We start from the raw sequence: 15,986 nt of genomic DNA, 5'->3' as shown, positions 1-15,986 counted from the left end.
ACTATGGATGAATAAAGAGGAATGACCGCACGGTTTGTGAATCAACGTTTTTACTCAGGAGGGTTTCGGATGAATCCAGAAGACCAAACGTACCGAAATTACGTGAACATTTTAAAAGAAGAATTGGTTCCCGCTACAGGGTGCACTGAGCCGATTGCGGTTGCTTACGCGGCGGCGAAAGCTCGGGAAGTGCTGAACGCGGCACCGGAAAGCTGCGTTGTTGCGGCGAGCGGAAATATCATTAAGAATGTAAAAAGTGTCGTTGTTCCCAACACAAATGGTTTGAAAGGCATTAAGGCTGCGGCTGCTGCCGGTATTGTTGCGGGAGATGCTTCGAGAAAGCTGGAAGTACTGGCAGATATTGATGAAAAAGCTAAGGCATCCATACAGGGATACATCGATGCGCATTCAATCACGGTTGTTCCTGCTGACAACGAGATCGTTTTCTATATCTCGGTGACTGTTAAAAAGGGGGAAGATGAGGCAACGGTTGTCATTGAACAGTATCACACCAATATTGTCCGTGTAACTCGAAATGAAAAAGTTCTGTATGAGTCGGGCAGCAGTTCAGATAAAGGCGGCGGGCTGACGGATCGGAGCCGCCTCACGGTTCGGGATATTCTCGACTTTGCAAACAGTGTGCGCCTTGAAGATATTTCAGAAGTTATTGGAAGACAGGTCGAGTATAATTCTGCTGTTTCTGACGAAGGGCTAACCAATGATTGGGGAGCCAATATAGGAAAAGTTCTGCTGCGCGCCTACGGCAATGATGTCAAGACGCGCGCACGAGCTGCCGCTGCGGCAGGATCCGATGCGCGAATGGGCGGTTGTGAAAAACCGGTTGTGATTGTCTCAGGAAGCGGGAACCAGGGGATGACTGCTTCTCTTCCTGTGATTGAATATGCAAAAGAATTGCGCGTGTCACGTGATCAACTCTATCGTGCGCTGGTTCTGTCCAACCTGATTACCATTTACCAAAAAACGGGCATTGGACGTCTCTCTGCATATTGCGGTGCAGTCAGTGCCGGCTGCGGCGCAGGTGCCGGCATTGCCTATTTGCAGGGTGGAGATTATGAGGAAATTGCTCATACGATTGTTAATGCCCTGGCGATCACTTCGGGCATTATCTGTGACGGTGCGAAGCCATCATGTGCCGCCAAAATTTCTGCGGCAGTCGATGCCGGAATTCTTGGCTATCATATGTACAAGAATAATCAGCAGTTTTTCGGCGGTGATGGCATCGTAACCAAAGGCGTGGACAACACGATTCATAATGTGGGCATTCTTGCTAAAAAAGGAATGCGGCAGACAGACCGTGAAATCATTAATATCATGCTGGAACATACCAGCAAAGATGCTGTTGCAGATTAACAAAAGTGAACGTAACTAGTCACCTTTTGATCATTAAATTTAAATAGATAAAAGCTCCTAATGGCCTGTTTACAGGCAAAATAAAAGAGGCTGTCTCAAAAGTCATTTTTTCGACTATGAGGCAGCCTCTTTAAGCAAAAATTCGATTAATAAAGACCGATGAGTTTCATCCAAAGCGACCCTAATCCGAGCCATATAATGAAATAAACAATGGCCAAGATTGCGTTCAATTTCCACCAGGTTTTTTGCGGGACGTAACCGGATGAGAATAGGATCGGAGCAGGCCCGTCACTGTAGTGTGTCGTTGATGCAAACAGGTTCCCGAAGAATCCGAGCATCAGTGCAGCGAGTAATGCCGGGACACCCGATGCCAAAGCAACACCTAACAAAGCACTGTACATAGCGCTGACGTGTGCGGTTGCACTTGCGAATAGATAATGGCTGTAGAAATAGGCAAGGATGAGCACGATTAACACGATTGCCCAATTCATTCCGTTCAAACCGCCTGAAATAAAATGGCTCAACCACGGAATAAAGCCGAGTGTATTTAGCTGACCGGCCATCATCACTAATATGGAGAACCATACGAGCGTATTCCATGCGCCTTTCTCTTGCAGTATGTCACTCCAGGACAGAACACCGGTAATTAATAGTAATGTCAGTGCGATAAAGGCGGTTAATGTAGCATCAATGTTCAGAGTGCCGCCAAGGACCCATAAAATCAGTGAGATTAGGAAGATACCGCACATGAATTTTTCGGAACGTGCCATTTTGCCTAATTCGCCCAATTGATTTTCTGCCCATTCCTTGGCGTTAGGTGTTTCTTTGATGTCGGGCGGATACAATTTATAGATGATATAAGGGACAATGATCAGAGACAGAATGCCGGGAATGAACGCAGCGGTAAACCAGTTCATCCAGGTAATCGAGACATGGGCACTTTTGGCCAGGGATTGCGCCAAGGGGTTGCCTGCCATGGCTGTTAGAAACATGGCCGATGTAATGGTATTGCCGTGGAATTCCGAAAAGATCAAAAAGGAACCCATTTTCCGTTCGGTATGGGATTCGGGGCTGGATCCGAATGAACGCGACAAAGAGTTAATAATCGGATACATAATTCCGCCTGCTCGAGCTGTATTGCTCGGTGTGGCAGGTGACAAAACCAAATCAACGCCAATCAATGAATAAGCAAGTCCCAGCGTTTTCTTGCCGAAAAGCCTCACAAAGTTCAGCGCAATACGTGTGCCGAGGCCGGTTTTGATAAATCCGCGCGAGATGAAGAAAGCCATTGCAATGAGCCAGATGCTGTTGTTTCCAAATCCGGCAATGGCCGTGTCCATCGGTACCTCGCCGGTAATGACCGTCATCGTAAACCCGATAACAGCGACTGCTCCAATGGGGAGCGGTTGGGTAATACAGCCGATAATGGTTGCGACAAAGATCGCAAACATGTGCCAGGCAGTAAGAGAAATGCCTGCCGGCTTAACTGGCGACAACAGCCAGATAATGATTCCCACGATCACAGGGATAAGAAATTTCTTGTAATTAATTTTTTCCAGGCTCATAATAGGTCGCCTAGTTCTCGGTATTCAGGTGCCCATTTTTCATCCTCAATTGCCCGGGCCGCATCAGAAATCGGTTCTGTATTAAGATTCTGATCCACGGCGCTCTGTGCCACAGCCAAGGCGACCGTTTGTGAAAAGGCATCCAGCTTAGAAACGGGTGGGAGCACGGCTGCACCCGGCTGTTCCGGATTAACGATGCCGCCGAGCGAATGAGCGGCTTTGGAAATCATTTCATCATTCAATACCTTGGCTGTAGAGGCAATCACGCCAAGGCCCAGTCCCGGATAGACCAGCGCATTGTTTGCCTGTCCGATTTGGTACGTAACGCCATTATAGGTAACATCCGGTGCAGGAATACCGGTCGCAACAAGTGCCTTTCCGTCCGTCCACTTAATCAGGTCCTCAGCCTTGGCTTCGGCGAGTTTCGTAGGATTGGAAAGCGGGAAAATGATCGGACGTTCCGTGTGTGCCGCCATTTCGTTCACAATTTCTTCGGTAAAAGTTCCGGGCTGTGTGGACGTACCGACCAGAATACTTGGGTGTACAGCTTGAACGGCAGCCTTTAAATTGGTCAGCATTTCAGGATGATTAAATTCAGTGCGTTTACGAGCAAACGGTTTTTGTTCCGGTGTGAGCGTCGGATCATCATCGAAAAGCAAGCCTTGCTTATCGACAAGATAGAAGTGCTTTTTCGCTTCTTCCTCAGACAATCCCTGCTGCAGAAATTCGTCATAAATGCGTTTTGTAATACCCGCACCAGCCGTACCTGCGCCAAAGGACATGTATACTTGATCGGTCATTTTCTGCTTTGAAATGTTTAATGCTCCTAAAATACCTGCGAGAACAATAATGCCTGTTCCTTGAATATCGTCATTAAATGTCGTGATTTTATCTTTATATTTGTTTAAGATGCTGGCTGCATGGTCGCGGCCGAAGTCTTCGAAGTGCAGGTACAGCTTTGGAAATAATCGTTCTGCAGTCTCAACGAATTGATCGACAAATGCGTAATAACGCTCACCTTTTATCCGCTCGTGACGATTTCCAAGATACAGTGGATCGTCTAATAATTTCTTATTATTGGTGCCGGCATCTAAAACAACGGGCAGTACTTGACTCGGATCAATTCCGGCGGCCGCCGTATAGACCATTAATTTACCTACCGCAATATCCACGCCGTTGGTGCCCCAGTCGCCAATACCGAGAATTCCCTCTGCATCGGTGACAACAATGAGGCGGATATTCCGATGATTCGCGGCATTTTTTAATGCTGCTTCCATAGAATCAGGATCATCAATAGATAAAAATGCTGCGTTTTGTGTTTGTACAAACAGCTCACTGTAGTTCTCTATGGTGTCTGCAATGGTCGGGTCATAAACAATGGGCATGAACTCGACAACATGCTGGCTGAATAATTTAAAGAACAAGACACGATTTTCATTAAAAATCTGCATGAGAAAGAGTCTTTTTTCTAAATGAGATGATTTCGTCAGATAGTGAGCATAGGTCTGTTTGGTTTGCTCCTCTAAACTCTGAACTTTAGGAGGAAGCAATCCTTCCAAACCGTATTTTTTGCGTTCCTCATTTGTAAAGGCTGTTCCTTTGTTCAAAAAGGGATCATTCAAAAGAGTTATTGGGCTCATAAAAAGGCCTCCAGGTTTGTTTTAATTTCACAGATCAATCATAGAAAGTATAGCTGTTTATAGTCAAACCTTGCTGCTGTTATAAATTTATTTAATATGAGAAAGCTGTTTGGATGCAACTTGTAGTGTGTCCATTATATGATTTCTATAGAACAACATCAGGAATAATAGGGACAAATCACTTTAGCAAATAAACGCGTTGCATTGAGAAAACAAACGTGTTAGAATAACATCACTCACAATTTTGGAGAGAAAACAGAGATAGAAAAAACGGAGAGGGTGTTGACGTTTGAAAACAGAAAAGATGACGGTGAAAGCATTCGTAAACCATGTCCTTGTCGGGCATGCCATAGGAATTGTCGCAGCATTGATTCCATCAGCGCTGCTTGGTGAATTAAGCAAGGCGCTGATGGGAACGGTACCGGTTTTTGGAAGCATTTATCAATTGGTCACCATTTTCATGCTGGCCGTTCCTTTGCTGATCGGCGCAGCGGTAGCGCATCAATTCAAATTGAAGCCGATTCCGATGGTTTGTGTGGCCGCGGCGGCTTGGGCCGGATCAGGTGCCTTGCAATTCACACCAAACGGTATTGTGATCGGAGGCATGGGTGACTTAGTTAATATATTGGTGACGATCAGTTTAACATGCGGGCTCGTCTTGCTTATTGGAGGACGTCTGAAGTCCTTTGAACCGCTCATTATGCCGCCGATTATCTGTATCGTCGGAGGCGGCATGGGACTGATTGTTTATCCTCTTGTACACACGGTAACAACCGGACTTGGCGGGATGATCAATAGTTTCACAGCGCTACAGCCAGTCCTGATGGGCGTCTTGATTGCGTCAGCATTCTCAGTAATTATGATCTCGCCTGTATCAACAGTAGCCATCGCATCGGCAATTGGTATGAGCGGTATTGCCTCGGGTGCAGGCAATCTGGGCTGCGTTGCTGCGGCTGTGGGTATGTTTGTTGGTGGACTGCGTGTCAATAAAATCGGTCTTTCGCTTTCTATTGTTCTCGGAACACCTAAGATTATGATCGCAGCAATGGTTAGGCAGCCGAAAATTTTGGTGCCGATTATACTTAACGGTGCTCTACTAGGCGCACTCGGTGCCGCTTTTCAAATCAAGGGGACACCGATCAGTGCCGGATTCGGATTTTCAGGAATGGTCGGTCCAATCAATGCTATCCATTTTATGCCCGGCGGAGCGACGATTGCTAACCTGCTGATCATCGGTCTCGTATTCATTGCGGTACCTTTTGCAGGCGGATTTTTCTTCGAATGGGTCTGTCGCAGGGTGCTTCATCTGTATGAATCTGAAGACTACGGGACAGAAATGGCTGAATTTAAAAAAGAAAAACCGGAACCGCAGCCGAAGCTCGTTCTGGAAAAGGCTTAATACAGGTATACAAAACCCTCATGCAGCGCGTGAGGGTTTTTACAAGTAAAGAAAGTATAGAGCGACCGAGCAAGGTCGTGCCTTATAGCGGGTGGGAAGCCCGTCGGAAAAAGAGCTAGCCACTCATCCGTAGCGAGTCTTGGAGAACGAAAGGCAACTTTGGTTTTTAAGCGTAGACAGCGAGCCAGTGGGCCGTAAGCCAAGTGGTTGAAGGGATTGAGCCTCGAAAACTTATGAAATGGGAATGCCGATGGCGTTATACTTCCAGAAGGCAACACGCCAGACATCGTTAAGGCAAGAGGTCTGGGGGTTCCCCGGGGTCAGAGACCATGGCACGCTGAGCATCAATAAGGTACGGCAACTCGGGAGATCCCAGCGGGTCTTTCGAAAGAAAGTATAGCGAACCAAGCAATCAAATGTAAGGACGTTAAATGTCTGCTGGGAAGTCGGAGGAAGCACATAGTACCCATGATATCGGGTAATGCCGGTTGAGGGAAGGTGTTTTCCCTTGTTTATGAATCTTATCTGGGACACATCGGCACACACAGAGGTGACAGTAGAGATGACTACAAAACAGGTAAGAATAGCAGAGCTAGCGAAGGAAAATCCGAAGATGGCCTTCACCTCTCTGGCTCATTTATTGAGCGTAGAGGAATTGAGGGTCTGTCACCGGGAACTGCAGGGAAACAAAGCAGCGGGCATCGATCAGATGACGAAGGCAAGCTATCAAGAACATCTTGATGAACACCTTGCCGATCTGGATAAGCGCCTGAAGCAGAAAAGCTATCGGCCGCTCCCTGTCCGGCGGACATATATTGATAAACCGGGAACAAAGAAGAAACGCCCACTGGGCATCCCTGCCTATGAGGATAAAATTGTTCAGCGGGGTCTGGCGAAGATCCTTAATGCCATCTATGAGCAAGACTTTCTTAACTGTTCCTTCGGTTTCCGCCCAAATAGGAACTGCCATGATGCACTTAAAGTCCTGAATGTCTTCATTGAAAAGAAGTACACGAACTACATTGTTGATGTGGACATCAGGGGCTTTTTCGATCATGTCGACCATCAATGGATGATGCGTTTTCTCAAGCTACGGATCAAGGATCCAAGCTTTCTGAGGCTCATTGCCCGTTTTCTAAAAGCGGGTTACATGGAGAAGGAAACTTGGCACGCAAGCGAACAAGGGACGCCGCAAGGCGGACTGATCTCGCCGATCCTAGCTAACGTCTATCTGCACTATGTGATTGACCTATGGTTTACGAAAGCGGTGAAGAAACAGTGCCAGGGACAGGCTTATCTGGTGCGCTATGCCGATGACTTTGTCTGTTGTTTTCAGTATAAACAGGAAGCCCAACGATTCTATTGCGATCTGAAGCGGCGCCTAGAAAAATTTAACTTGGCGCTTGCGGAGGAGAAAGCGAGGATCATCCCTTTCGGACGATTCGCTCAGGAAAATGCCAAGAGAAATGGAAACAGGAAGCCAAAGACTTTTGACTTCCTGGGATTCACCCACTATTGTGGGCAAAGTAAAAGCGGACATTTTCGAGTCAAGAGGAAAAGCAGCCGAAAGAAAGTGGGTGCCAAACTCAAAGCCTATTCGCAGTGGCTGAAAGGCCATCGGACCCAAGAGATTGACTTCATCATGGATCGGCTCAAGAGGTCATTGACCGGCTATTACAACTACTATTGTATCACCGATAACAGTCTAAGCGTGAGCGCTTTTCGATTGCAGGTGATTCGGTTGTTGTATAAATGGTTAAACAGAAGGAGCCAGAAACGATCGTTCACATGGGAAAAATTTAATCAATTTCTCAAACGCTTCCCTCTGCCGCAACCGCGAATCAAGGTCAATATTTATCAACTTCGGTCGGAGCTGAGCTACATTCTGTGAACCATGAACAAGAAGAGCCGTGTGCGTAAATAGCGCACGCACGGTTCCGTGAGGGGACAGAAGATGTGAATCGCTGTCCTACTCGACTGATTCTGCCCCGTATTTAAACGAATAAACCAGTGTCTTGGCCGAGAATCAAAGTGGAGGTGCGAGACTCCTGCGGGATCAGGTGCCAGCGAGATCCCGCAGATTTCTGCTTGTCTGAGGAGGCTTGCGGTGCGCCCGCGGTCGTGCTCTTTTGGTGCGAGTAACCGAAGCGATGATTCAACACTGTAAAGACACAAACCAATGCTAAAAAAGGAGCTTTCGCAAGTGTAAAGGAGCTTTCGCAAGTGTAAAGGAGCTTTCGCTAAATACGCATACGTCCTGTATGCAACGCGAAAGCCATCACATCCTGTGAAAGTACGTCCTGCATGCAACGCGAAAGCCATCACATCCTGTGAAAGTAAGGACCGGGCGCTTTTTGCCCGGTTTTTCTTACAAGAAAAGAAAGTATGTCGTTCTGCCTTGCTGGTATAATGATCAGCGTTATAAGATTCGGGTGTGCGATCAGGCAAGCGCCCAATCTGAGAAATAGACGGAAAAATTCCGCTTAAATTGAAAATGAATGGTAAAATCGCTTAAATAGACGGAGAAATTACCCTTATTGAATCGAAAAACGTAAAAATAGAGGTTTTTTCTCTGAATAAGCGGAAAAATTACCCTTATTTACAGGCAAAACTAGCGCCATGGTGCATATAACCGGAAAATCTCCGCTTATTTTACTCGTTACTTAATGAAGGACCGGGCGGTTTTTGCCTGGCTTTTCTTGCAACGTTAGCACCATACGATGATTTTGTAGGGCGTGGTCTGTGCGGGGATACTTTTTGTCGACGGACCGTAAATCACAATTAAATTCCGATTGGCGGGATTGTGCGTAAAATACTGTCCATTTGTTAGTAAAATTTGTGTAAAAGGTGCCGGTGTCAAGATTAATTGTCCGTCACTGCTCAGAAGATGATCGTTGAAAAAATCGACTTTGACATTTTGATTCGGATCATCATTAACGATGATGAGCGCTCGATACTGTGGAGGATAAATCAGTGGAACAGGTACGTTTCCGTCATAATAACCCGTGATCCTGTCGCCCACGGCTACTCGGACATGATCCACAAAGTAGGTCGTAGGCGATACGACAAAATTTACGGTACCGGAATGATTTTCTAGGGTAAATAGTTTGTAACAGCCCTGACCTTCTTCACTTGGTCCGATCATAAAATCACTGATCATTGTGACAACGCCTTGAAAGGATTGCCAGTTAATGTTCATTTAAATCACCCGGATTCTCTGCGGATTTCTTCAATTTATACTATGTCAACGACCCGAATCTGTGATTCGTATTTGAATATTTGAGGGCATAAAAAAAACGTGTTCAGATTTCTGAACACGATCGGTACAATCCGCTTGTCCTGTTAAGGATTCAGTATATTTTCAATTTGGTTTAATGTTTCTGGATCAAGCACAACATCGGCAGCTTTAGCGTTATCCACGATTTGGTCGGGCCTGCTGGCGCCGACAACGACGCTGGCAACATTGTCCTGACGAAGAATCCAGGCGAGTGCCAACTGAGCCATGCTGATGCCAAGTTCGGCAGCGATTTTCTTAAGCTCAGCAACTTTATTCAAGTTATCTTCCGTCAAATACTCTCGGATACCGCCTTTGTTTTCAGCTGCCCGACTTCCGGATGGGAAATCGCTAATCGACGTATATTTTCCGGCCAGAACACCCTGAGCGAGCGGAGACCAGCATACTTGGCTGACTCCATGTGCCTGACTCGCGGGAATGACTTCTTTTTCAATTTCTCGTGCGAGCATATTGTACTTCGATTGATTGGCGACAAAATGATTGAGCAATTTCTGATCGGCAATCTGCGCGGCCTCGGTGATCTGAGCTGCGGTCCATTCGCTGACGCCGATATAGTTGACTTTGCCCTGGTGGATCAGGTCATCGAACGCGCGCAAGGTTTCTTCAATTGGTGTTTCGTTATCAAAGCGGTGGCAGTAGTACAGATCGATGTAATCGACATCCAGTCGTTTTAGACTGGCATTCGCTTGCTCCATGATATGCTTACGAGACAGACCGCGGTCATTCGGTCCGTCGCCCATTGGGAAGTAGACTTTTGTTGAGAGTACGATTGATTCGCGGGGAAAGGCTTTGATTGCTTTGCCAACCACTTTTTCCGCTTCTCCGCGCATATAGACATTTGCCGTATCAAAGAAATTAATGCCGAGATCATAAGCTTTTAGAATCGTATTCACTGCATTTTCGTTGGCGACATAGCCACCGTAAGTTAGCCAGCTGCCGAGACTGACGGTGCTGACCTTAAGACCTGTGTTGCCAAGACGACGATAGTTCATGGAAACCCTCCTCAAGCCATATTTAATTATCGTTGTGTGTATGCTGCAACGTATAGTTCTATGATAATCTTGCGCATTTGTAAGCGTCAAACAATAGGGGAACAAAAAGCTAGTATGTGCAACGATTGATTCGGATGTCCGTTTGGCAATAGCTCTGTTTTTCGGTTGCTATTTTAATTGGCCATGATATAATAAAAAACAACCTTAAACAGAAAGGATCTCGAAGATGATGAACCAGCTGAAGACGAAAGACTGGTATTATTATACTTTCTATTACTTTAGATAGTCGTTCGTACCCCTCTGTGTACGAACGAGTCATTCGTTTGTATCTAGAGTTGGGGAGCTAATAATACAGCACCAGCCGGATGCAGTAAGGCAGAAAACCCGACTGGTCAGAAAGCTTCAGCATTATCTTGAGATTTCTCGAAACCAGCCGGATCGCTATTGGCTGGTTTTTATTTTTCATTATAGATAAGGGATAGGAGAGGAAAAGATGGAGAACGCAAGGCATCTACGTTTGAAAAGTGTGTTGTACCTGAATTATTTGGTGCATGGAATGGGCTTAATCATCCTGACGCAGAACATGAGGGCATTGGCGGAGAGCTGGCAGACGCCGCTCGCGACGGTTTCCTATGTCGTTTCCGGCATCGGAATCGGACGTTTGCTTGCGTATTACATTTTAGGCACATTGTCTGACAAATACGGACGGAAAACATTCATTGCCTTTGGTATGATCAGCTACGCGGTTGCTCTTTTCGGCATGGCAGTGACCACTGATTTTAAGATTGCTTATTTACTAGCGATACTCCTCGGGGTTGCTAACTCTGCACTGGATTCCGGAACTTACCCTACATTTCTTGAATTAAAGGGAGAAAATGGGTCAGCCAATATTCTGATTAAAGCAGCAATGTCGATTGGGGAATTCATCTTGCCGATCATGATTGCCTTTAATGAAAGCATCAATGGCTGGTACGGCATTATTTTTCTTTTCGTTGGAGCAATTGTTCTGATCAATCTGCTGATGCTGATTAAACTTCGATTCCCGGAACGAGTGTATCAGGAAAAAAGTCAGGCCGCATCGAATACGAGAGCAGTGAGGATTTCGCGGGCACGAATCGGCTTGTTCATCATTCTCTCGTTATACGGATATTGTTCCATGGCGATGATGATTCTCTTTACGCAATGGATTACCTTATTCGGCGTTAGCGTTCTGCACATGAGCAATTTTTCTGCACATTTTCTTTTGTCGCTCTACAGCATAGGATCAATCACGGGTGTGCTGTTAATCTTTATTTTGCTCCACCGGATTACTGATGAAATGAGATTTGTAGCGATTTTGAATGGCCTTTCATTTCTGATCCTGCTTGTCATTTGTTTTTCCGGTAATGCAATGCTCGTTACGCTTTGCTCGTTCTTTTTCGGTATGACAGCCGCAGGCGGTGTCATGCAGGTGGGTTTGAATATTTTCGGCAAGCTTTTCCCGGAGAAAAAAGGAAAGATAACAGGTATTTATTTTTCTTTTGGCAGTCTTGCTTCATTTACGATCCCGATTATTACCGGTATACTCTCTCAATACAGTTTTGCCGCCGTCATGCGTGCGGACGGTGTGATCGCCCTCTTTTCTTTCGTCTTATGTATGATTGGTCATCGTCTCATGGAAACAGCGGATAATCAGAAGGCCGTTCTGGTCCGATGAAAACGATCGTTATTGACGGGTTAGGTCTGATTGGCGGATCGCTCGCAATGGGGATCAGAAAGCAATGGCCGAATGCTAAAATTTATGCCGTTGATCCCAATCAGATGTCTCTTGAGTTTGCTAAAGGACAAGGCATTATCGATGATGGCTGCGATGCATTAGAAGATATTGCGAGGCAAGCAGATTTCATCATTCTTGCGACATCGGTCGATTTAATCCTCGCGCATCTGAACGTATTGTCGCAGCTTAAGTTAAAGCGAGATACTATCGTTACGGATGTCGGAAGTACAAAAAAGGAAATCATGGAGCAGTCGACACCGCTTATACATCAAGGAATATCATTTATCGGGGGGCATCCGATGGCAGGATCGCAGCGAAGCGGCATTCATGCCGCACGTTCGGATCTGTTCCAAGAGGCAAATTATTTTTTGATCCCTCATGACGAGGATATAATAGGCGAGCAGGCCGTGGAACAAATAACAAAACTGTTGAACGGATTAGGCGTCTGCTGGAAACGGCTATCAGCGGAGGTACACGATCGAATAGTCGGTCAGCTCAGCCATCTCCCGCATATTCTTGCGGCGGGTCTCGTTAATCGGACAAAGTGTGAAGCGGAGCAAATGCATTTCCCAATGCAATATGCAAGCAGCGGATTTAAAAGCACGACGCGGATTGCCGCATCCGATCCACAGATGTGGACAGCCATTTTGCAAAGTAATTCGGACATACTGATTGAAGATATTGAGCGTTTTGAATCTTATCTTGATGAAATGAAAACGGCACTTCAAAAGGGTGATATGGAATACATCTGCCGCTATTTTCGTCAGGCGAAGGCGATACGAATAAACTTAGATCAAGATAAAACATATAATTCAGATCGTTTCAGGTGATAAAAAATGGTGGAAGCAATAGTGACCGGCTTTATGGGAAGCGGAAAAACGACGATAGGCAAATTGCTGGCAAATGGTGCGCATCGAAGGCATCTTGATCTGGATGATCTTATCGTGCAGCATGCATCAAAAACAATAAATCAGATCTTCGCCGAGCATGGGGAAGCCTATTTTAGAGTGCTGGAGACAGAACTCCTGTCGGCAGCTCTCGGTCAATCCGGCGTTTTATCAACGGGCGGCGGAACGATCGGAAATGAAAAAAATCAACAACTGCTCGGGAAAAACGAAGCTCCGGTGATTTACTTAAAAACCTCCTTTGAGTCGATTATCGAACGACTGAACGGCGATCAAACGCGTCCTCTTGTTCAAAAGGGTACCGAAGCATTAAAAGATCTCTATCAGCGCAGAAGACATGATTACGAACAATCGGCTGATTTGGTTGTTGTCACAGATGACAAGTCTCCGGAACAAATAGTGAATGAAATTCAACAAAGCATCAGGTTGTGAACCTCATACATGGTCTAGAAAGAAGCGAGAATCTCATTGTCTTGCTTCTTTTTTATACAATAGGTGATCATAAGAAATTTGCTGCGCGTGAGCTTGCTTTGTGTTCATCTCCCGTTCATCATCAGCAACTATCATCTTTTTTGAAGAAGAAGCGACAAAAGATCCGTCTGTGGGTTGAGAACATTCCCGTCGCGCGTTCATTATAAAAAATTTGGATTCCAATTATTATAGTAGGAAAAAGAGGAGGAATGAAAATGAACGTAAATAAAAATATGCGAGACAATAGCGAATGGGCCGTTGAGGCGCAAGGATTAGTGAAAAAGTTTGGCAGCAACTATGCTGTTGACGGCGTCAATCTTAATGTGAGGCCGGGAGCTATTTATGGTGTGCTCGGGCCGAATGGAGCAGGGAAAACCACAACAATTAAAATGCTTGCGACTTTATTGCGGCCAGATGCAGGATCAGCAAAAATATTCGGATACGATGTGGTCAAGGAACCACAGATTGTGCGTCAATTGATCGGAGTAACAGGACAGTATGCTTCAGTTGATGAATCGCTCACGGCGACCGAGAACTTGGTGATCTTCTCTCGGCTGCTCGGCTTAGGACGTGCAGAGGCAAAGCATAAATCAGCGGAATTGCTTGAAGAATTCGGCTTAACAGAAGCTGCAAAACGCCCGTTGAAAAATTTCTCGGGAGGCATGCGCCGCCGCCTCGATCTGGCGGCAAGCCTGATCGCCCAGCCGCCGCTCATTTTTTTGGATGAACCGACAACAGGACTGGATCCGCGGACGCGCAATCAAATGTGGGACACCATTCGCCGATTGGTCAAGACAGGTTCAACCGTGCTTTTGACAACGCAGTACTTGCAGGAAGCAGATGAACTGGCGGATCGGATCGCGGTCATTGATCGCGGGCGAGTCGTTGCGGAAGGTACAGCAGATGAGCTGAAAGCTTCAATCGGTCGCTCATCGCTGCAATTGAGAATCCAGGAGTCTCAAGATACTGAGCTTGCGCGGCGGACTGTTGAACAGGTGCTTCGTGTTCATTCCGCCGTTTCACCGGAAGGCGCTAAGATCACCGCACCAATGGCTGACGCAGACAAGGTTACCGATCTTCTTATTGCACTTCGGGAAGCCGGAATCAAGCTGGCTGAAATGAGTGTGCAGAAACCGACCCTCGACGAGGTTTTTCTGACCATCACCGGTCATGGGGTTAAGGAGGACGCATCAGAGGAGACGGACGCACGAAAAAAAATGAACGAGGAGGTTAAGTGATGAAGAACGCTTCCATTACACCGGTATCCGAACGCCGGCTGAAAAATAACACCAGCCTTGGACAGACTTTTCGCAATTCATTAACGATGGCTTACAGAGGATTATTGAAAATTCGGCGCACACCCGAGCAATTATTCGATGTCACACTTCAACCCATTATCTTTACACTGATGTTTACGTATATCTTTGGCGGAGCAATCTCCGGAGATGTACAAAGCTATCTCCCGGTTATTATTCCCGGCATCCTCGTGCAGACAGTCATCACGACATCAATCGTTACAGGGGTGCAGCTGCGTGAGGATATGGATAAAGGCGTATTCGATCGATTTAAGTCGCTGCCGATCGCGCGTATCGCCCCACTTGCCGGAGCTCTGCTGGCGGATACGATCCGCTATACCATTGCGACCGTACTCACGTTCTCCATGGGGTATATCATGGGCTACCGTCCTGACGGAGGCTTGGGAAATGTCATACTTGCCGCTCTTCTTGTCATTGTATGCTCCTGGGCAATCAGCTGGATCTTCGCGTTTTTTGGTGTGATCGCGCGAACAGCTTCAAGCGTACAGGGCATCTCAATGCTGGTACTGTTTCCGCTCACGTTTCTTTCCAATGCGTTTGTACCGGTCAAAACAATGCCGAGCTGGCTCCGATGGTTTGCAGACATCAATCCGGTTTCGCATTTAATTACAGCAGTTCGGCATTTGACGAACTCCGGAAGCTTCGGTTGGGATTTTGCATTGACGCTTATCGGTGCGGCAGTTATTGTAATTGTTTTTGCTCCGCTTACCGTTCGCGCGTACATGCGCCGTACTTGAACTTAATTTTTAAACCTGCGATCATTTGATTCATTTATATGCCGGTGATGGAATCCGTGAAAATAAGTCTTAAGGCGTAGCGAATTCCCCGCCTCACGCTCATTATCAAAACTCCAGCCGTGCATTATAGTAAGCATATAGACTTAGATCTGCATAAGTAATGGATTATTTTTTCGCTGATCAAGCTCGTACAGGGCTTACGAATGTGTCACGAAAGGAACGAATGAAAATGGGAATGATCTTTGGATTCATTGCAGCGATTATTGTTTTTGTCGTGCTTATCGTGGTTGGCGGCGCGTTAATTACAGCCTTTGCGTGGATTGCGGTCGGTATTCTTGCACTGATTTTATTTCTCTTTTTCGGGTTTATGCTGAAATGGTTATTGATCATTTTGATCATTGTAGCTATCTGGAAATTAGTGAAATGGATGTTCACGAGATAATTCCGAAAGCAGTTGAGAGAATGTCACTACTTGTTTTTGGAAAACTATTCGCGATTTCCATATTGAAAGAGCAGATCTGCACGAGGCGATCTGCTCT

Annotated in this window: 13 protein-coding genes; 9 read left to right on the top strand and 4 right to left on the bottom strand. The window is 46.2% G+C overall.

Annotated elements, in window-relative coordinates; translation table 11 throughout:
• Positions 1-69 precede the first annotated feature (69 nt).
• Positions 70-1,371 carry an L-cysteine desulfidase family protein gene (locus AC6F33_RS16995; protein ID WP_500777503.1) on the top strand — a complete coding sequence of 434 codons (1,302 nt, stop codon included), beginning with the start codon at positions 70-72 and terminating at the stop codon, positions 1,369-1,371.
• 146 nt (positions 1,372-1,517) lie between these two features.
• Here the strand turns inward: AC6F33_RS16995 and AC6F33_RS16990 are convergent, their stop codons facing one another.
• Positions 1,518-2,936 carry an anion permease gene (locus AC6F33_RS16990; RefSeq protein ID WP_500777502.1) on the bottom strand — a complete coding sequence of 473 codons (1,419 nt, stop codon included), beginning with the start codon at positions 2,934-2,936 and terminating at the stop codon, positions 1,518-1,520.
• Positions 2,933-4,576, bottom strand: a complete 1,644-nt coding sequence (locus tag AC6F33_RS16985; RefSeq protein ID WP_500777501.1) for a malolactic enzyme — start codon at positions 4,574-4,576, stop codon at positions 2,933-2,935. Before AC6F33_RS16985 ends, AC6F33_RS16990 begins: the two co-directional genes overlap by 4 nt.
• A gap of 289 nt (positions 4,577-4,865) precedes the next feature.
• Here AC6F33_RS16985 and AC6F33_RS16980 point away from each other — a divergent pair, with 289 nt between their 5' ends.
• Entirely contained in the window at positions 4,866-5,975 is a 1,110-nt protein-coding gene (locus AC6F33_RS16980; RefSeq protein ID WP_480948165.1) for a PTS sugar transporter subunit IIC, read from the top strand.
• 514 nt (positions 5,976-6,489) lie between these two features.
• Positions 6,490-7,866, top strand: a complete 1,377-nt coding sequence (ltrA, locus tag AC6F33_RS16975; protein WP_480947509.1) for a group II intron reverse transcriptase/maturase — start codon at positions 6,490-6,492, stop codon at positions 7,864-7,866.
• Positions 7,867-8,682: 816 nt separating this feature from the next.
• On the opposite strand, the gene AC6F33_RS16970 is transcribed toward ltrA, so the two are convergent.
• Both AC6F33_RS16970 and AC6F33_RS16965 read right to left on the bottom strand, forming a co-directional pair.
• Entirely contained in the window at positions 8,683-9,174 is a 492-nt protein-coding gene (locus AC6F33_RS16970) for a hypothetical protein (protein ID WP_500777500.1), read from the bottom strand.
• Positions 9,175-9,317: 143 nt separating this feature from the next.
• The gene (locus AC6F33_RS16965; protein WP_500777499.1) at positions 9,318-10,262 is read right to left on the bottom strand and encodes an aldo/keto reductase family protein; all 945 of its coding nucleotides are present in this window, start codon (positions 10,260-10,262) and stop codon (positions 9,318-9,320) included.
• Between the two features lie 493 nt (positions 10,263-10,755).
• Here AC6F33_RS16965 and AC6F33_RS16960 point away from each other — a divergent pair, with 493 nt between their 5' ends.
• The 6 genes from AC6F33_RS16960 to AC6F33_RS16935 all read left to right on the top strand — a co-directional run bounded on the left by AC6F33_RS16960 (position 10,756) and on the right by AC6F33_RS16935 (position 15,889).
• Positions 10,756-11,958, top strand: coding sequence for an MFS transporter (locus tag AC6F33_RS16960; protein ID WP_500777498.1), 1,203 nt, complete (start codon positions 10,756-10,758; stop codon positions 11,956-11,958).
• Positions 11,955-12,848, top strand: coding sequence for a prephenate dehydrogenase (locus tag AC6F33_RS16955; protein ID WP_500777497.1), 894 nt, complete (start codon positions 11,955-11,957; stop codon positions 12,846-12,848). The genes AC6F33_RS16960 and AC6F33_RS16955 overlap by 4 nt, the downstream gene beginning before the upstream one ends.
• Positions 12,849-12,854: 6 nt before the next feature.
• The gene (locus AC6F33_RS16950) at positions 12,855-13,355 is read left to right on the top strand and encodes a shikimate kinase (protein WP_480948167.1); all 501 of its coding nucleotides are present in this window, start codon (positions 12,855-12,857) and stop codon (positions 13,353-13,355) included.
• 254 nt (positions 13,356-13,609) lie between these two features.
• The gene (locus AC6F33_RS16945) at positions 13,610-14,632 is read left to right on the top strand and encodes an ATP-binding cassette domain-containing protein (RefSeq protein WP_500777496.1); all 1,023 of its coding nucleotides are present in this window, start codon (positions 13,610-13,612) and stop codon (positions 14,630-14,632) included.
• On the top strand, positions 14,632-15,447 hold the full coding sequence (locus AC6F33_RS16940) for an ABC transporter permease (RefSeq protein WP_255747916.1): 816 nt from the start codon (positions 14,632-14,634) through the stop codon (positions 15,445-15,447). The genes AC6F33_RS16945 and AC6F33_RS16940 overlap by 1 nt, the downstream gene beginning before the upstream one ends.
• 229 nt (positions 15,448-15,676) lie before the next feature.
• Positions 15,677-15,889 (top strand): hypothetical protein, encoded by a 213-nt coding sequence (locus tag AC6F33_RS16935; protein ID WP_480952920.1) that lies wholly within the window; start codon positions 15,677-15,679, stop codon positions 15,887-15,889.
• The last annotated feature ends 97 nt before the right edge of the window (positions 15,890-15,986 follow it).

The organism is Sporolactobacillus sp. BBK16-2, assembly GCF_059878335.1.
The sequence above is the reverse complement of the archived record's forward strand: the minus strand, read 5'-3'. Positions and strand labels throughout refer to the sequence as shown.

Excerpts from the sequence above, each read along its gene's own strand:
- AC6F33_RS16970 (WP_500777500.1), bottom strand. The coding sequence starts at position 9,174 with ATGAACATTAACTGGCAATCCTTTCAAGGCGTTGTCACAATGATCAGT.
- ltrA (WP_480947509.1), top strand. The coding sequence starts at position 6,490 with ATGAATCTTATCTGGGACACATCGGCACACACAGAGGTGACAGTAGAG.
- AC6F33_RS16990 (WP_500777502.1), bottom strand. The coding sequence starts at position 2,936 with ATGAGCCTGGAAAAAATTAATTACAAGAAATTTCTTATCCCTGTGATC.
- AC6F33_RS16940 (WP_255747916.1), top strand. The coding sequence starts at position 14,632 with ATGAAGAACGCTTCCATTACACCGGTATCCGAACGCCGGCTGAAAAAT.
- AC6F33_RS16995 (WP_500777503.1), top strand. The coding sequence starts at position 70 with ATGAATCCAGAAGACCAAACGTACCGAAATTACGTGAACATTTTAAAA.
- AC6F33_RS16955 (WP_500777497.1), top strand. The coding sequence starts at position 11,955 with ATGAAAACGATCGTTATTGACGGGTTAGGTCTGATTGGCGGATCGCTC.
- AC6F33_RS16945 (WP_500777496.1), top strand. The coding sequence starts at position 13,610 with ATGAACGTAAATAAAAATATGCGAGACAATAGCGAATGGGCCGTTGAG.
- AC6F33_RS16960 (WP_500777498.1), top strand. The coding sequence starts at position 10,756 with ATGGAGAACGCAAGGCATCTACGTTTGAAAAGTGTGTTGTACCTGAAT.
- AC6F33_RS16985 (WP_500777501.1), bottom strand. The coding sequence starts at position 4,576 with ATGAGCCCAATAACTCTTTTGAATGATCCCTTTTTGAACAAAGGAACA.
- AC6F33_RS16950 (WP_480948167.1), top strand. The coding sequence starts at position 12,855 with ATGGTGGAAGCAATAGTGACCGGCTTTATGGGAAGCGGAAAAACGACG.
- AC6F33_RS16935 (WP_480952920.1), top strand. The coding sequence starts at position 15,677 with ATGGGAATGATCTTTGGATTCATTGCAGCGATTATTGTTTTTGTCGTG.
- AC6F33_RS16965 (WP_500777499.1), bottom strand. The coding sequence starts at position 10,262 with ATGAACTATCGTCGTCTTGGCAACACAGGTCTTAAGGTCAGCACCGTC.